The organism is Paenibacillus xylaniclasticus (assembly GCF_004001065.1).
Classification (GTDB): Bacteria; Bacillota; Bacilli; order Paenibacillales; family Paenibacillaceae; genus Paenibacillus_T; species Paenibacillus_T xylaniclasticus.
Genome location: NZ_BIML01000031.1, coordinates 1 through 17038, shown reverse-complemented (window position 1 = coordinate 17038; position 17038 = coordinate 1). Strand labels below are relative to the sequence as shown.

Below are 17038 nucleotides of genomic sequence, written 5' to 3'. Positions count from 1 at the left end.
CTGGTATCGGGAAACACATTAAAACTATGTGAGGGTATAGTTTTTTGGTATGGGACCGCCGAAAAGCTAACTTTATAAAGTTGTTATAGGGAAATTGAATACAATATATAGGGGGTTTAGAATGAAGGATAGAAGAAATAGGAAGGGGCGTTCCCGATAATGGATATCTTATTCTCGATGAATGGAATTGCGATGCTAGGCTGGCTGCTTATGATCGTGCTGCCTAAGTGGCGACTCACTCGGCTTGTGGCCAACACTGCCATCTTCCCGATATATCTTGCCTTGTTGTATACCATCGGAATGATTACGGTCATAGCGGAGGGCGGCCTCGGTTTCGTAAACGATTTTGGCTCGTCGGATGGGGTAGTTCGACTTTTATCCGATCCTGACTTTGCTCTTCTCGTATGGCTGCATTTGCTCTGCTTCGACCAGTCGATCGGTCTCTACGTGTACCGGGACAATATGGTGCATCATTACGTTACGCTGCTCGTACAATCGGTCCTGCTTTGTTCCATTCTCATGTTCGGTCCGTTCGGTTTTTTATGTTATCTTGTTATTCGAGGTTTACGTCAACGACGAATGCCGGGTCTAAGGGATAGTTAAGAGTATCGTGTGGGGGAGGACAGCAATGGAAGATCGTGGCCGGTATTTTATTTGGATTGAAGCCGAACAATGGGAGGGAGGATGGAACCCGTATGACGATAATACGGATGTCATCGTTACATTTGAAGATGGTTCCAGATGGGTAGCATCATTCTTTACATACAAGAACGTACAGTCACTTGTGGAGAAGAATCGGCATACGGGAGAATGTTTGCATGGAAAGTATCTCTGGAGCAGTGACATGATTCTAGTAGATGAGTGCAGTCGTGAACGAATTGAAGAGGTTATTGGACATTTGTTGTTGAGGGGGAATTTCAAAGTCATATTTTGTAAATATGATGATGATTGATAAGGCAATTACTATAAATATATAAACTAGGAGCATATATGAAAAGCGAGATTATTATGATTCCGAGACCGGCGTTAACTAACATGAATGCTGCAAATGATATAAAGAATATCATTACTGAATTAACCGATGAATGGTTTTCCGATGATGTAATTGATGATATTGGATTGGATTTGCGATTCCATGATTCGCTATGTTTATTACAAGACGGTCATGTTGTATCCTTTATAAATTACACTAGTTTCGACGGTTCGTTACGGATATCGCTAATGGCAACCAAGAAAGGCTTGCGTGGAAAGGGATATGGCAGTAGTTTATTAACGCATTTATTTAATACCACAATCGAGTATGGAATTGGAAGAATTGATTTGTTGACTGTACCGCCTCATACCAATGCGCTATACAATGAGACCGTAGGTTTTTATATCAAGCATGGGTTTAAGGTTAAGCAAGAATATCCAGAGTATTGGGAGAACGGCGCCTTACATCTTGAAAGATATATCTGAAACTCATTACATTCGTAAAGAAACGGGTGACCGAGTTTTCCTTAAAGTTGTTCCTCCACAGAAGACATACAAGGCAGGGGTTTATATGAATTGCACCAATTGCGGAACAGAATTTCAAGACGATGATATTTATTGTAGAAAGTGCGGGCTACAGGTTGTACATGATACTAATCTTTATTCTAAGCCGATCACCATGTACGCTGCTTTGTTGACAATGGCACCCTCTTGCTTCACTTTGAAGTGGATAGCGTCGAGAAAGACAACCGCATATACGCTCTGCAGCGGCCGATTCTGCCATTCCTTAATAAGCGGCATGATCTTATTGGTGACATTGGAGATGAGCGTAGCTGAAACGTCGATGCCGTACAGCCCATTCAGGTGATCTTGAATCTCTCGTGTCGTTACACCCTTCGCATAGAGCGCAATGATCTGATCCTCAATACCAGTTACGTTGCTGATGCTTCTTCACAACAAGAGGCTCGAACTCACCATTACGGTCGCGTGGAACGGAGATCTCCTGCTCACCGTATTCACTTACGACAGTCTTACGGCTTTTCCAGTTTCGACTATTTGTCGTTGCTTTGTTCTTTACCTCGTGCTTCTCATAGCCAAGATGCGTGTCCATCTCGGCCTCCAGCATTTCCTGGATCGTCTCGGCAAAGAGATCCTATAAAGTGTTCTGCGCATCTTGAGCCGTGACCCGTTTATTCTCTTTGATAAACGCTCGCAACTACTCCTTCGTCCACAGTCCCATGTGTTCTCCTCCAACCTTTCTATTATTTTCATTTTAGTTGGTTTTGGAGTTTACACAAACCATTTTACAGACTCAAAGGCTACGACGAAATCCTCATCATAGCCTGTATCGGGACAGTCACAAATATTTTATTTGCCAATAAAGCTGATTTCGTATTCTCCATATGCGGGATTGTTGTGATTATTTGAGATACAAAAACAATAGTCACCTGAAGAATCAGATATGTTCCAACTCTCTTCAACGCCAAATCCATGTAAATCAATACTTTCGTTGGATTGAGCATTTATAGGACTATAAATCTGTATGATAGGATCGATTTTGTTTGTATACGGTTTTACTTTAACGTCTAGTTCTTTTAATGGTTTATTAATAACATAACAATCTACATCATTATTATCAAAGGTTCCAATATACTTTTTATTTAAATCGGTTATTAAAAATGCTTCATTCTTAGAGTTATTTGGTTCTTGAAGATCACTATATATTACTTTTTTTAGTGTTATAGTATACTCTATACTCTCATTGGATAGGGAAGATAGCTTGAAATATGTTCTTCCTACGCTTGTACTTATTTGTAAGGAAATATTGTTGGAGAAAACTTCATGGTATTTATTTTCTTTTTCATATATTGTTATTCGTATATCGGATGAATTATTTTGCATAGTATTGATGTCAAGAATTATACTTCCACTATATTTTAGATCTGTATAGTACCAGTCTGTATCGTTTCGTGTAAGCAAGGCTAATATAGTTTTATTATCTGGGATAATTGCAGCGTTATTTTTGCTGTTATTTGGTTCGTTTATATCATGTGGTATGTAATTTGTCTCCAATAATCTACCTATATTTAGCATCCCGAACCCGTATTTTTCCGACCACCTTTCTCCCTTCTGTGAGGCTGATTCCCGGAGAGCATTGATGATATCATAAGGTTCTAGGCTCGGATTCTTGAGAAGGAGAAGGGCTGCTGCTGCAGTTACTGTAGCAGATGACATCGATGTACCAGTGGTTTGGGTATATCCACCGTTTAAATTAAATATCTGTACACTCAAAGGTGCAACTATGTCCAACGAACCGATATTTGAAGGCGCTATATCAGTGTCGTTTTCATTAATACCACCTACCGCAAGGACGCTAGGATATAGAGCAGGGTATAAAGTCTCCCCTCCATCATTGCCGCTGGCAGCGACTATTAAAACCTTATTCTGCTTAGCATAATTAACAGCATCTTTAATAAAATATGAATCATAAGGTATTCCTAACGATAATGAGATAACTTGAACCTTTTGATCTACAGCTACCCGAATTGCTTTGGCTAAAATTTCAGGTTGACTTAATCCCACATTATTTAATGCTTTTATAGGCATTATTTTAATTGAATCATTTACACCACTAGACTTAATTATGGAAGCAATTACCCCTGCAGCGCGTGTACCATGACCATTATCGTCCTGGGGCTCAGTTTGTGTGTCTATGATATTTTGTCCTTGAACTAAATACTTTTTTAGTAATCGATGATTTAAATCGACTCCGGTATCGACTAAAGCAATAGTAACATTCTTTTCTGTTGGACTATCTACAGGGATAGGATTTATTTGTTTTAAAAAGGGTTGATCTTGAGGAAATTGAGGAGAAGCTTTAAGAAAAAATATATAAGCGAAAGATCCTATAAGGATACATATTGAAATTAAAGTTATTTTTTGATTGTGCTTTAGTCCCATAGACATGTCCCTCTTTATCGTGCTATATTGTAAACTATTATAAAGTAGGTAAAATTATGGATTTTAGTTTAAGTAGCGCTATCTCGCAAATGATTCTTGTCGGAATACCTCTAATTCTTATTGTCTATTTAGTCATTAGAAGAACGAAAAGAAAGTCAGGTAAGTAAATTGTGGCAATAAGAGTTTATTATATTAGCCAGACCAAGTACTGCTTACTGAGAAGTTAATGTTTCCATTGCCCGCATAATTGACGGTTATGGTAGTGGTTAAACTATAAAAGTGTGTAAAGCCGATTGTTTGCCCACCAATTGAGACCCCGTCAATCTGAGTGTAGTCACCTCTTGTTACATTAGTTCTAGAGTTATTAGTAACAATTTGGGAGGTCGCGGAGCTTACAGTTGTCGGGAAATAAGCCTTTGTGCCCGTTACTGCTGTAGTTTTTATTTCAGTATGACCAGAATATACATTATAGACTGAAATGAGGTGATATTCGGCCGCAAGATACATTCCCCAAATTTCATATTTAGCATTGGTTGTCCATTCTTTTCCTATAGTTGTGTTAAATGTATCCAGTGCTTGTACCTGATCTGTAACTTTTTCGGTTTTATTCTCGAGGACAATAAAGCTGCCGTCATCGAACGGGATTACTTTACGCTCATTGCTGTTCACTTTAATGTTTTTCATTTTTTCCTTAACAAGTCTTGGATTGTTAGCATCTAGTGACTTAATAAAATCTGACTCTTGTTGTTTATTCATAGAGAACTCAGCTTTGAGTTGTCTGACCTCCGGTAATCTCATAGCTTCCTCATTAAGTCCTTTTTCTACTAAAGTTCTAACTTTAAGCATTAAAGATTTGTGCTTGCTTTTTATATTGGATGCAGGTGATGCTGGTGATGCCATTGCAACTGATCCGAAAAGAGTAAACATTAATATTAAAGAAAGGAAAAATTTTAAAACCTTCATAAGTTACCTCCACTAAAATACAATAATTAATATTCGTGTTTCTTCTTAAATTGGTCTAGGTTTCAAATAACTTAATACTGATAAATAGATTATATTATTGAAATATATACATATTGAAAAATCACATTATGAAGTCACCTCCATTAAATTACATAATTTGTATGTCAAATAAGAACCCATTCACACATATAATTACTCGAAAAAAATGGTAAATAAGTTATTAAAAAGGGGGGGTTGAGGGTTCTAAATACTATAACGTATTAGGGGAGATCGATTTGACGTTCGTTCAAGAAAAAGTTATTGGTTATTAGTGAATTGAAGGGGTATCTATTGGAAGATATGGTTTATAGCATGTTTCGGGAGAACATACGAGACGCAGATTCCACTACACAGAAAATGTTGTATTCGGCTTTTCGAACATTAGTGCATCGAACAGTCTCGTATATTTTAATTGATAGGTACTTTACAGACGATGCTATTCATGAAGCTTTTATAAAGGCAATGCTAAATGGACCAAGTTTATCAGATGAGGTGAATATAATACCGTGGCTTAAACAGATTGCTAGGAATACATCATATGATATTCTTCGTAAAAATAAAAAATATTACATTTCTTCTCCGGCAGATCTATCTGTTCAGCTGGAAGCGGAACATAAGAATATGTACAATGTAGGTAGTAGGAATACGCCAGAAGTTATTGTAGAAACTATCGCTCGAAACGAGACACTAAATTTAGTGCTAGGTTCACTTAAGTGTGAGGAAAAGAGTTTATTGTACTTAAAGTACATAAAAGACTTGTCTTATAGAGAGATTTCTGAGGTTACAGGATTACCGTGTAATGTTATAGGGAAAAGGTTAGAACGTGCAAAAAAGAAATTTAAAAATCTATATTCAAACAAGTGGGATAACACCATTTATTGAATAATTATCCTTATAATGTACATTTTGAAATAGCCTCTATTAGAGTGAAAGAAACTCCGAAAATCTATCATGTTATAGGTTTTCGGAGTTTCTTGTTTTTGTTGCTGTCCACATCGACTCATCCCACGTACTCGTTATTAGTGTTGTAAAATATTTCAGTCCCTCTTCACTGATCCCAACCCCTCTTAACAGTCATATTACCAATTTACCTATTGGAGGAGAATACGAATGATGAAAATTCAGTTAATTACACTAGACATTTATATAGCTTAAGAATAATTGGTTGTTGTGTTGATGTCCGATAAAAGCGGATTCAGAATTAAATGTTACATACGAAGAATAATTCTTTAATTATTAATAATTTTTCTATAATTAACGAAATCAAACCGAATTGAAATTACGATATATTAAGAGTAATAACTACATGCTTATTTATTCAGCATGATGATGGCAGAAGGAGACAGCTATGAACTTTACAATTAACCGGAAAGTACTAGGCGGAGGCGCATTCTTTCTGAAAGAAAAGGAAGCGTTCAGCGGGGTTCACAAAATCGCGGATAAGGTAGCGAAGGATATCGAGCTCGTATTTGGCGTCCGTCCAACGTCGGCAGTGGCTGTCGGTCAATTGGCATCCTGTGCAGTCATCTATGGGACCATCGGACGGAGTCCTATGCTCGATCGTCTGGCGGAGCAAGGCTTAATCAATCTCGAGGAGATAAGAGGAAAGAGAGAAGTCTATCTATTCCAGACCATAGATGCACCGGGCACGGAAGTTGATCAAGCGCTCGTTATTGCCGGCAGCGATAAGAGAGGAACGGTATATGGTCTGTTCCATCTGTCAGAGGTATTAGGAGTTTCACCGCTTGTCAACTGGAACGACGTGAGGCCGAAGCGTCAGGAGGAATTCGTTCTCGACAGCGGTTACAAATATGTATCGAAGGAGCCATCGGTCCGATACAGAGGATTTTTTATTAATGATGAATGGCCTGCCTTTGGCTCTTGGTGCTTTAAACGTTTCGGCGGGTTTAATGCTGAGGCCTATGAACATATCTTTGAGCTGCTGCTTCGTCTGAAAGGCAATTATTTGTGGCCCGCTATGTGGTCGGCCCGCTTCCATGACGATGGCCCAGGACTTGCTAATTCCGAGCTCGCGGATGAGTACGGTGTTGTTATGGGAGCTTCCCATCACGAGCCATGTCTGCGTCAGGGAGAAGAGTACAAATATTTGCGGGGCAAAGACTCGATCTATGGCGATGCATGGAATTTCAGAACGAATGAGGAAGGCATCACCCGGTTCTGGGCCGATGGTCTGAAGCGCAGCGGCAAATTCGAGAACGTCATAACGGTCGGGATGCGCGGAGAGGCGGATACGGCGATTATGGGCAAGGAAGCAACCTTTGCCGATAATATTAACTTGCTTCGGGACGTACTGCGGACTCAGAATCGGCTGATTCAGGAGCATGTGAACCCGAATCTGGAGCAAGTGCCTCGTATGCTGGCGCTGTATAAAGAGGTGGAGCCGTTCTTCTACGGAGATGAAGTGACGCCAGGCCTTATCGGTTCAGAGGATTTGGACAATGTGATTCTGATGCTCTGTGACGATAACTTCGGCAACCTGCGTACGCTGCCGACCGAGGAGATGCGTTCCCATAAGGGCGGCTACGGAATGTACTACCATTTCGACTATCATGGCGGTCCGATCTCGTTCGAATGGATTAACAGCTCTTATTTGCCGAAGGTATGGGAGCAGATGACTATGGCTTATGATTTTGGCATTCGTGAGCTGTGGATCGTTAACGTAGGCGATATTGCGACGCAGGAGTTCCCTCTGTCTTATTTCCTTGAACTGGCTTATGATTTCGACAAATGGGGAACAAGTGCACCTAATAAAACGGGCGAATATACCCGTCTATGGGTCGAGCAGCAATTCGGCGCTGTATGCGGCGAAGAAGATCGGAAGAAGATCTATCGTATCCTAGATGGATACACGAGAATTGCACATAACCGCAGGCCGGAAGCCGTGAACGCGGACGTCTATCATCCGGTTCATTATCAGGAAGCTGATCGTCTGCTGACCGAGGTTGAGTCTCTTATGGCTGAAGCGGATGAGCTTTACAAGAAGATGGATGGCGAGGCGATGTCCAGCTTCTTCTCCTTGGTCTACTATCCGGCGATGGGAAATTTGAATTTGCAGAGGATGCACCTGCTCGCGGGCAAGAATCAATATGCAGCGAAGCTTAACCTGATGGAAGCGAATCAGCTGGCGGAGCAAGTCAAAGCATGCATGAAGCGGGATCGGGAGCTTGTGGATGAATACCATACGATCGATAACGGCAAATGGTACGGTATGGGCTTGTCCGAGCATATAGGCTTCACGAAATGGAATGAGGATGAATGCCGTTATCCGATTCTGATGCAGGTGATGCCGACCGCGAAGCCTAGATTACTTGTATCGCTGGACGGCACGCAGCAGCATTCGGAGGGCAGCAGCTGGCATGTGAATAAGCTGTATCTGAATGACTTCAGACAACCGGATGTGACAGAGGCTTCCTTCACCATCAGCAGTCTCAGTGATCAGAATGCTCCATATGAGATTGCATGCGAAGCGGCTTGGTTGTCCTGCTCCAGCTATAGTGGTGTGCTGGATGGAATCCATAAAGCAAGCGACAAGATTACCGTTCGAATCGATCGCACCCAGATGAAGGACGAGACCGAGGCGAAGCTCGTCGTGAAGCTGCCAGTCGGAACGTGCACGATCATTGTAGATGCCAAGCAGCCGGAGCTGAGCGGACTAACGGTCAACACATTCGTAGATACTCTTGGATATATCTCCATTGAAGCTGAGCATTATACTGCGAAGCAGGATGCAGCAGGAGGCGGCTTTCAGCTGCTTGAGGCGTACGGGAAGACGTTATCTGCGATGAAGGTGTTTCCAACGACGCAATATTATACAGCAGGACAGGATGCACCGTATCTGGAATACCATTTTGTCGTTTCGGAAGCTGGTGATTATGAGCTTGAGTTGTATATGCAGCCTTCTAACCCGGTCACGACAGAAAATACGATCTATTACGGTATTCAAGCGAATGATGGGCCGATTCATGTGCTGAATGCTGTTCCAAAGGGTCATTCGGTAGGGGAGTACAATCCGCATTGGGCTGCCGGTGTCCTGGATAATATCCGTCGTCACAGCAGCCAGATCGTCTGCGAGAGCGGGTTGAATAGAGTGCGGGTCTTCGCGGTTAGTCCAGGCTTTGTGCTTGAGAAGCTGGTCATCTATCCAGCTGGTCACAAACCTGCAGAGAGCTATTTGGGACCAACTGAGACGTATTATGTCGGCCGAGGTGAATAAGTTAAACATATTCGAGTGGAGGACAGATTCGCCGCTTGCCGGCGAATCTGTCCTTTTTTAAACTGGTTAGCGTACGTTAGATGAGGCATGGCGCTGCAGAAACGGCTAGCTGCTCCAGCGCCTGCGATATTGGAATTAAGTCATGCCGATCGACTCTTTAAACAAATGGGATAAATGATAGGGCGACAAATGCAAATCCTTCGCCATCTTCTCTATCAATCATCTTGCTTTTGTCTTAATGGACGTAACGAAGTAGAACGGAATATCGCGAAGGTCGGAGCGTCTTGTTGCTGCCATGTTCATGACTCGTCCTTAATAATGAACTTGGGAGGTTCTCTATATGTTGAAAATTGCTATTATTGGCACCGGCTCGATTTCGAGCGCGCATATCGAAGCTTATTTACAATTCGGCAGCCGCTGTCGAATCGTTGCGGTCGCGAACAGAGATATCGACAAAGCGCAGCAGCAGCTTGATCACTTCGGCTTGAAGGCGAAGATTGTGTCGGATTACAAGGAACTTCTGAATGACGATATTGATCTTGTCTCGATATGTACACCGCCGTATACGCATGCGCCGATTACAATCGACTTTCTGGAAGCGGGCAAGCATGTGCTCGTCGAGAAGCCCATGGCGTCGTCGCTTGCTGAATGTGATGCGATGAATGAGGCGGCGCGCAAGAACGGGCGGATATTGTCCGTTGTCGCACAGAACCGATTCAAGTCACCAATGATGAAGTTGAAGTCGATTCTGGATAATCAGATGATTGGGCCAATCGTGCATGCGCAGGTCGATTCGTTCTGGTGGCGCGGTCACTCGTATTACGACCTGTGGTGGCGCGGCACTTGGGAGAAGGAAGGCGGCGGCTGCACCCTTAACCATGCTGTTCACCATATTGACGCGCTGCTTTGGATGATGGGTCGCCCGAGCGAGCTCGTATCGGTGATGACGAATACGTCGCATGACAACGCGGAAGTCGAGGACTTATCCATCGCGATTCTTCGTTATCAGAACGGGGCGCTTGCGCAAATTACGAGCTCGGTCGTCCATCATGGCGAGGAGCAGCAACTTATTTTCCAAGGGGCCAAAGGTCGAGTATCCTTACCGTGGCGTGTAGCGGCGTCGAGTGCGAGGCCTAACGGCTTCCCGGTTCCGAATACGGAATTGGTAGACGAGATTAACGCCGCATATGATCAATTGCCGGACGTTCCCTATGAGGGGCATGCCGGTCAGATCGACAATGTGCTGACGGCGATTGAGACGGGAGAGCCCGTTCTGATCGACGGCGAAGACGGCCGCCGCGCGCTGGAGCTCATTGTCGGCATCTATAAGGCGGCGAGTCTTGGTCAGAGTGTCCAGTTCCCGATTGAAGCGGATGATCCTTTCTATGAGCGAGAGGGCATTCTGACGAATGCGATTCATTTCTAGGAGAAGAGCGCTTCGGTTGGAGAGTTTGAGGGGCCATGAACCACCGCATACCGAACGGTACGTACGGTGGTGTAAGGTAGACGGAAGCTTGCCGTTCCCTCCTGTTCGATTGCGTATTAGGTGCTAATGATTTAGCATAGAGGAAGCGAGCACTACGCGCGAAAGGGATGAGGCATCATGGAAGATAAAGATAAATCGAATGGCGAGCAATCGAAGGAGCCGCGAAGAATAAGCTTGGCGGAAGCGATGAAGCGCAAGCTGCAGGAGAAGATGCAGGCTCAGTTCCAGAGCAAGGGTCAGCCGGCCAATTCCAACACGGGTGTGAAGAAGCTGCAGAGCCAGATCAAGAAAAAGCCGAACAATCAGAAACGTCGGACGGGCGTCTAGGGAAGCTGGAGACGTTAACGTTAAGACAGCGGGATAGCACACTTATTAAGTGTGCTATTTGTGCATCATGAAATGGCGGGAACGTCTATTCGCTGGCAAGCTGATGTCACTCAGACCGTGATATACTTAGCTTCGTACTAACCTATTGCAGCAGGAGGAAACGATGAATATTTACAAGGTGTTAGAAGCTTTAGCGAGGAATCGTCCCATTTTTCATAACGAGGCTGATTTTCAACACGCGTTGGCATGGGAAATACGGGAGCGCAACGATTGCACAATCCGGCTGGAGAAGCGAGTGGACATTGCGAACGACCGCCGTACATATGTAGATATCTTTGTCGAGCAGGACGGACAACGGGTGGCAATCGAGTTAAAGTATAAAATGAGAGCCTTGGAGTATGTGTGGGAAGGGGAGACTTTCAGTCTGCTCAACCAAGGAGCTCAAGACAACGGCCGCTATGATATTCTGAAAGACCTTCAACGACTGGAGCAAATGGTGAAGAGAGGAATCGTAGATCAAGGATATCTCATTTATTTGACGAATGATGCATCCTACTATAAGGACACAGGCATGGACAAGCCTACAGCGGACCGGGAGTTCCGTATTCATCAGGGAAGGACAATTACAGGTACGCTCGCTTGGGGCGAGAACACCGGCGCAGGCACGATGAAGGGGCGAGAAGAGTCTTTAACCATTGAGGGCACGTATACGATGAACTGGACAACGTACAGCCACCTTAACGATACTCCGGCCGGAACGATTCAGTCACTTCTAATTTCCGTTAGCCCCGAATCGCTGCTTCGGGATGCGGCTGCGGTTACTCCTGGTCATCCATTAAGCAAGCAGTTGGGTTCAATACCAGCGATTAGTTCTATTGTTCGCTCATTAAGCGTCATTCCCGTGTCCCAGCTTGATCTCCGTGATAGGCTGAGAGCAGCACTTCAGCAAATGGGATATAAGGTAGAGGTTAATCGAGACATCGGGACGATGAAAATCGATATTTGGGCGACGGATGGAGACGGTGAGAACGCTATTGCCATCGAGGTGCGGTATAAGACAGCGCTTTTGAACACGATATATAAAGGCACTACGATCAAGCTAAAAGATCAACTCGCACGAGATATTGCACGCTATGACTATATGAAAGATGTCGAGAAAATTGAAAAGCTTGTTGCAAGTAGGCCGGGAACAAGGGGTTATGTTGTTCTTATTACGAATGATTGTAACTATTGGCAGCCACCCAAGCGGGATCGTTCAGTCGATGAAGACTTTCGTATCCATCACGGTCGACAGCTTCATGGCCAGCTTGTCTGGAGGAATGCTTCCGATGGAACGACGTGGAACCGTGAAGAGCTGATTGACATCACAGGCACATACGATTTGAAATGGCAGCCTTACCTTACGCTCGGATCAGGGAAGAACGAAATTTTTCAAATGCTGATCCTTGAGGTAACCTATCCAGAGAATTGAATAAGCGCATTATGATGGATCTATCTGAACCTGCCTAACGTGCAGGTTTTTTTGTTCTTCCGATATGCAGGAGGGAGGTTTAAATTCCTCTTGTTGTGGTAAAAGAAGGTAGTAAATCAAACTCAGACCATTGTGTTTTGGTGATGATTTTTTAGAATAATTTTATGTAAATATATATAATTTGACAAACTTACAAGAGTTGATAGAATCAAGAAGAAGTATAATTTTGGGAGGAATACAATGCGAGTTTCGAAGAAAGCGTGGGCGGGAGTGCCGCTTGTGCTGGCAATGTTGGTAACAGGATGCTCGAACGGTGACAATAAGTCGGCTTATTCGATGGGGGAAGAGGAATCCGGCACGTTGAAGGTCATGGCCCAAAACGAGTCTTATTTCTATCAGCAATATGGGAATTTATTCAATGCGAAGTTTCCTAATGTAGAGCTTGAAGTGGTCGATATGCAAAGCCTATATCGGGATGGCGTTACTGATTATAAGAAGGCCCTAGATGACCTTATAGAGAAAGAAAACCCGGACGTTCTCTTGCTTGATTCGGATCGATACACGAAGTATGCAGAGGAGAACAAGCTGTTAGATTTGGAGCAGATGCTGCAGGAGAAGGATTTTAAGAGTGAGGATTTGATTCCGGGATTGACGGATTGGTTGCGGGAGAAAGGCGGGGGCAAGCTATATGGGCTGTCTCCGAGCTTCTACAGCCAGGGATTGTACTATAACAAAGATTTGTTCGATAAGTATGGAGTGCCTGTTCCAGATAAGAGTCTGACCTGGCAGGAGGTTATCGATCTGGCGAAGCGGTTTCCGACGACCGGCAGCAATGAGGATCGTATCTATGGCCTAACCTTGGACTATGGATCGAGCGTCTTCCAGCTTGGTGCTGCGATCGGAGGAACGGCAGGACTGCAGATTATCGATTCCCAAGGGGAGAAAGTAACGATTCAGTCAGATGGATGGAAGAACGCTTTTGATCTAGCGATCGATGCTATACAATCTGGTGCTCTCTATGTGCCGAATATGGAGCAGGAATCGGGAAATTATGTGAGCTTTATGGACAATGACCTATTCTTTAGCGGCAGGGCGGCAATGTCGTTGAAAGGCTCTTATTATGTGAATCAACTGGAGAACGGAGCGTTATACAGCCAGTCGTTCAAGCCGTTCCAATGGGGCGTACTTACCGAGCCGATAGATCCCGCCAATCCGACTCTGTCTACGTCATTCAGCGTATCGGATATCTATGCAATTAATGCGAAGTCGACCAATACGAAGGCGGCATGGCAGCTAGTTAAGAGTATAAATAGCGATCAAGTCGCAAAGCTGCTGTCCCGCACGGACACTTCCGATTTGAAGACACGCGTGGCGTATAATAAAGCGAAGGACGGCACTAGCCTGGAAGCATTCTATAAGCTTAAGCCAAGAGATCAGCAGACTTATTGGTATAATGTTCCTGGGGACTTCTATATGCAGATTAACCAGATCGCAACGACGGAGCTGCAGGCAGTCCAATCGGGCAGCAAAAGTATCGATGAGGCACTCGCCACGATGCAGAGCTCTGGGCAGGCTGCATTAGAAAAGGCTCGTGAGGAAGAGAAGAAAGAGGAAGCGGAGCAGTAGTCCAAGCTGCATAAGCTAACAACGAAGGGTTGATCCAGCTATAGTGATCGACCTTCTTGCAAATAGCGGTGTCAGGGTGTCGTCCCTGCACCGCTATTTTTGTACTTCCTCGCCCAAAAGTTCAACCCTCATGACGAGTCGTAATTACCATGTTCGTTCCATTTGAAATGAGCGATTATAGAACCTGTAAGACGCATCGGTTCCTATTGGACGGTCGTAACGAGGCTGGGATATCGGTTAATCCCGCAGTGCCGTACCTGTTAGGCTGCGGTATCCTGTACGACTGGTCGGTACGAATCCACTATTTGGCAGCAAATGGATCTCGTCGGTCAAGAAATGATGACGGAGGACAAGGTAACATTGCGCTTGAATTTCGTCTGCCAATACAAGATCATCAAGCCGTTACGCGTGCTGGAGATGAAATCGTTCGATGATCAAATACACATCCAGCTGCAGCTTATTCTTCGAGAATATGTTGGTACACTCAAGCTGGACGATCTACTGAGGCGAAAAGAGGACGTTGCATCCTTCATCTTGTCCCGATTAGCTGATAAAGGTGAGGAGCTTGGCGTACAGTTCTTGAGTGCTGGAGTGAAGGATGTTATTTTGCCTGCCGCTGTTCATGAAAAGGCTGGCCATCCGTTACAAATTTCGGTCTCCATCGGTTATACTGGAAAGGCCATTTCACTTGTTAGGAGTTGTCTGACGGACCATGAACAAAAAAGAACTCGCACATATTCGCAAGCAGCTGAAGCTGGACCATGAACTGTTAACGATCTATGACATTCTTAACGTGTATATTATGAAGGAAACGAATGAGATTTATCATTATGAGCGGCAGCCTTTTGCTATGGTGGAGAGAGAGAAGCAGGAGCTGTACATGGGTAATTTCAAAAAATTGCTCACTGGTGAACTGGATCAGAAGATGTTCGAGCTAAAGTTTCAGGAGAACGTTGAAGAGCCAACGAAGGAGCTGCTTCATCAAGCGCTTGTAACTGGCGATCCGGATGAATGGCATGATCTGATGATTGTGCTGGTGGAGAAAATGCTGAAGGATACGAAATACGAGCGGGATACCGTTATTACGTTCGTTCGCGGACAATATTCAAGACCAACCAAGGCTCGGAACGATGAAGCGGAGGAGACCGGGAAGGACGAGGTGTTTGCTCACCCGTTTATTCTGTGCAGCGTGAATACGACCGAGCAGCAGCGTAAAACACTCATGTTCGACTATGTCGAGCGGGAGTACAAATATAATGTGTTTGTTGATCCGATCATTAAGCTGAATTCGCCGGAGCAGGGATTTTTCTACCCTAGCGTAACGGATAACTATTCAGACGTGAATCGTATTATGTATTGCTCGGGCAAGGCGAATGAGCCGAACCAGCATTTTATCGATCAAGTGCTCAATGCCGAGAAGACGGTGACGGCGCCTGAGGAGAAGGCTGTATTCGAGGAGATTGTGAAGGAAGTAGCGGGAGAACAGCTCGATGCATCTACGATCGCCTGTGTATACGAGGAGATTCATCGAGTTATTGAGGATAACGAGGGAGAAGAGCCTCCGACGCTGGACTATACGGATGTGGAGCGTCTGCTCACGGCAAGCGGCGTAGAGAACGTGACGAAGGACAAGGTAGAGCAGGCGTTCCAGACGGTCACCGATGACAAGTATTACGAATTCAAAGCGAGCAGCGTTATTCCGAAATTCAACTCGAAATCGATCAAGATCGATACGAAGGTCGCTACAATCTCGGTCAGCCCGCAGGATCTGAAATATGTTAAGCAGGTGAATTATAAAGGAAAACGATGCATACTGATCGAGGTTGACGAGGACGCGGTAATTGAAGGCTTTACGTTAAGCACGGAGGAATTATAAGGCATCAGAGTGGAGATAGACGAAGAGGTACAGGTTCTCAACCATTTGAGGGCCTGTATTCTTTTATCGCGCCATTAAAATGGATGTTAATAGAGTAAACAATAAATTTTAGAAAAATAGGTCCTGGGGATTATTTCGTCGTATCATCAAATTAGTTAGAGTTATGTTGTGACTGGCCAGTCCGAATGAATGATACGATCAGGGGGAATGGTTATGATGATGAAGCTCGGTAAGAAAATAGTATCCACGTTAGGTACATTATGCCTTGCGGTAATGCTTATGTTCTCGAATAATGTAAGCGCTGCCAATGTGATCGCGTTCGAGCCGGACAGCCTCGACAACCCGAATATTCTTAATTTGGGTGACTGGTCTTACGCTACGCTATATCCATTGGATAAAGATTACTTTAAATTCACGAATCCTACCTTATCTACACGTACGATTACTTTGACCTTCCGTAGTCCGTCTGGCGCCAACTATGTCCCACTCATTTCCGGGAATGGCATTTTAGGCATAACTCCGGTAGTGGTGCAAAACGGATATTACCAGTTTGACTTCGTATGCGCTCCAGGTGCAGAACTCATGATTACCGTGACGGGTGAATACACTCAATATTATATAGGGAATCCATATTTCATCCAGATATCATAAGTAATGGAGGGACCTGTACGGGATATACTCTAGTACACAGTCGTTTGTGGAGGTAAGAGGCCAAAGGTACAGTGCACTCACAATGAAGGAGGGCTTTGTACCTTTTCCTTTTATGCGCATAATACTATAAATACTCATTGAGATATTTTATCCATTCCATAAAATAGGGCTTAGGTATTATTTCCTAGGTAAGGGAATTTGGATAGATTTATGTTGTGACTGGCCAGTCCGAATGAATGATATGATCAGGAGGAATGGTTATGATGATGAAGCTCGGTAAGAAGATAGCAGCCTCATTGGGGACGTTATGCCTTGCCGTAATCCTTATGTTCACGGCAAGCGCCAGTGCTGCTCAATTGTTTCCGTTCGAGCCGGACAGCGAGACCAACTGGAATATTCTTAGGGTGGGTGACTATGCTTACTCAACGCTAA

Annotated in this window: 13 protein-coding genes and 2 pseudogenes; 12 read left to right on the top strand and 3 right to left on the bottom strand. The window is 44.2% G+C overall.

Going from position 1 to position 17038, the window contains the following annotated elements; genetic code table 11:
• The first annotated feature begins 159 nt into the window (after positions 1-159).
• Genes PXY01_RS19250 through PXY01_RS19240 form a run of 3 tightly spaced genes read left to right on the top strand, consistent with a single transcriptional unit; the run spans position 160 to position 1458 of the window.
• Positions 160-603 (top strand): ABA4-like family protein, encoded by a 444-nt coding sequence (locus tag PXY01_RS19250; protein WP_246028008.1) that lies wholly within the window; start codon positions 160-162, stop codon positions 601-603.
• A gap of 25 nt (positions 604-628) precedes the next feature.
• Positions 629-952, top strand: coding sequence for a hypothetical protein (locus PXY01_RS19245; RefSeq protein ID WP_127572285.1), 324 nt, complete (start codon positions 629-631; stop codon positions 950-952).
• 38 nt (positions 953-990) lie between these two features.
• Entirely contained in the window at positions 991-1458 is a 468-nt protein-coding gene (locus PXY01_RS19240; RefSeq protein ID WP_127572283.1) for a GNAT family N-acetyltransferase, read from the top strand.
• A gap of 177 nt (positions 1459-1635) precedes the next feature.
• Here PXY01_RS19240 and PXY01_RS19235 read toward each other — a convergent pair.
• The 3 genes and pseudogenes from PXY01_RS19235 to PXY01_RS19225 form a co-directional block, all read right to left on the bottom strand.
• A pseudogene (locus tag PXY01_RS19235) lies at positions 1636-2188 on the bottom strand (IS256 family transposase); the annotation flags it as partial.
• Between the two features lie 152 nt (positions 2189-2340).
• The gene (locus PXY01_RS19230; protein WP_164744496.1) at positions 2341-3933 is read right to left on the bottom strand and encodes a S8 family peptidase; all 1593 of its coding nucleotides are present in this window, start codon (positions 3931-3933) and stop codon (positions 2341-2343) included.
• A 192-nt stretch (positions 3934-4125) separates the two neighbouring features.
• Positions 4126-4896: a hypothetical protein gene (locus PXY01_RS19225; RefSeq protein WP_127572279.1), complete on the bottom strand. Its 771-nt coding sequence runs from the start codon at positions 4894-4896 to the stop codon at positions 4126-4128.
• Positions 4897-5235: 339 nt separating this feature from the next.
• Here PXY01_RS19225 and PXY01_RS19220 point away from each other — a divergent pair, with 339 nt between their 5' ends.
• From PXY01_RS19220 to PXY01_RS19180, 9 genes and pseudogenes are all read left to right on the top strand, one after another.
• Complete coding sequence (locus tag PXY01_RS19220) at positions 5236-5817, top strand: RNA polymerase sigma factor (RefSeq protein WP_246028010.1); 582 nt, start codon at positions 5236-5238, stop codon at positions 5815-5817.
• A gap of 466 nt (positions 5818-6283) precedes the next feature.
• A complete protein-coding gene (locus tag PXY01_RS19215) occupies positions 6284-9169 on the top strand; it encodes a glycosyl hydrolase 115 family protein (protein WP_127572275.1) in 2886 nt (961 codons plus the stop codon).
• A gap of 340 nt (positions 9170-9509) precedes the next feature.
• Positions 9510-10595 (top strand): Gfo/Idh/MocA family protein, encoded by a 1086-nt coding sequence (locus PXY01_RS19210; protein ID WP_127572273.1) that lies wholly within the window; start codon positions 9510-9512, stop codon positions 10593-10595.
• 177 nt (positions 10596-10772) lie between these two features.
• Positions 10773-10982 (top strand): hypothetical protein, encoded by a 210-nt coding sequence (locus PXY01_RS19205; RefSeq protein WP_127572271.1) that lies wholly within the window; start codon positions 10773-10775, stop codon positions 10980-10982.
• A gap of 163 nt (positions 10983-11145) precedes the next feature.
• Positions 11146-12453, top strand: a complete 1308-nt coding sequence (locus tag PXY01_RS19200; RefSeq protein ID WP_127572269.1) for a hypothetical protein — start codon at positions 11146-11148, stop codon at positions 12451-12453.
• A 240-nt stretch (positions 12454-12693) separates the two neighbouring features.
• Positions 12694-14079 carry an ABC transporter substrate-binding protein gene (locus tag PXY01_RS19195; RefSeq protein WP_127572267.1) on the top strand — a complete coding sequence of 462 codons (1386 nt, stop codon included), beginning with the start codon at positions 12694-12696 and terminating at the stop codon, positions 14077-14079.
• A gap of 309 nt (positions 14080-14388) precedes the next feature.
• A pseudogene (locus PXY01_RS19190) lies at positions 14389-14706 on the top strand (SPFH domain-containing protein); the annotation flags it as partial.
• 85 nt (positions 14707-14791) lie between these two features.
• Complete coding sequence (locus tag PXY01_RS19185; protein ID WP_127572263.1) at positions 14792-15955, top strand: DUF4317 domain-containing protein; 1164 nt, start codon at positions 14792-14794, stop codon at positions 15953-15955.
• A gap of 213 nt (positions 15956-16168) precedes the next feature.
• The gene (locus PXY01_RS19180; protein WP_127572262.1) at positions 16169-16606 is read left to right on the top strand and encodes a hypothetical protein; all 438 of its coding nucleotides are present in this window, start codon (positions 16169-16171) and stop codon (positions 16604-16606) included.
• The last annotated feature ends 432 nt before the right edge of the window (positions 16607-17038 follow it).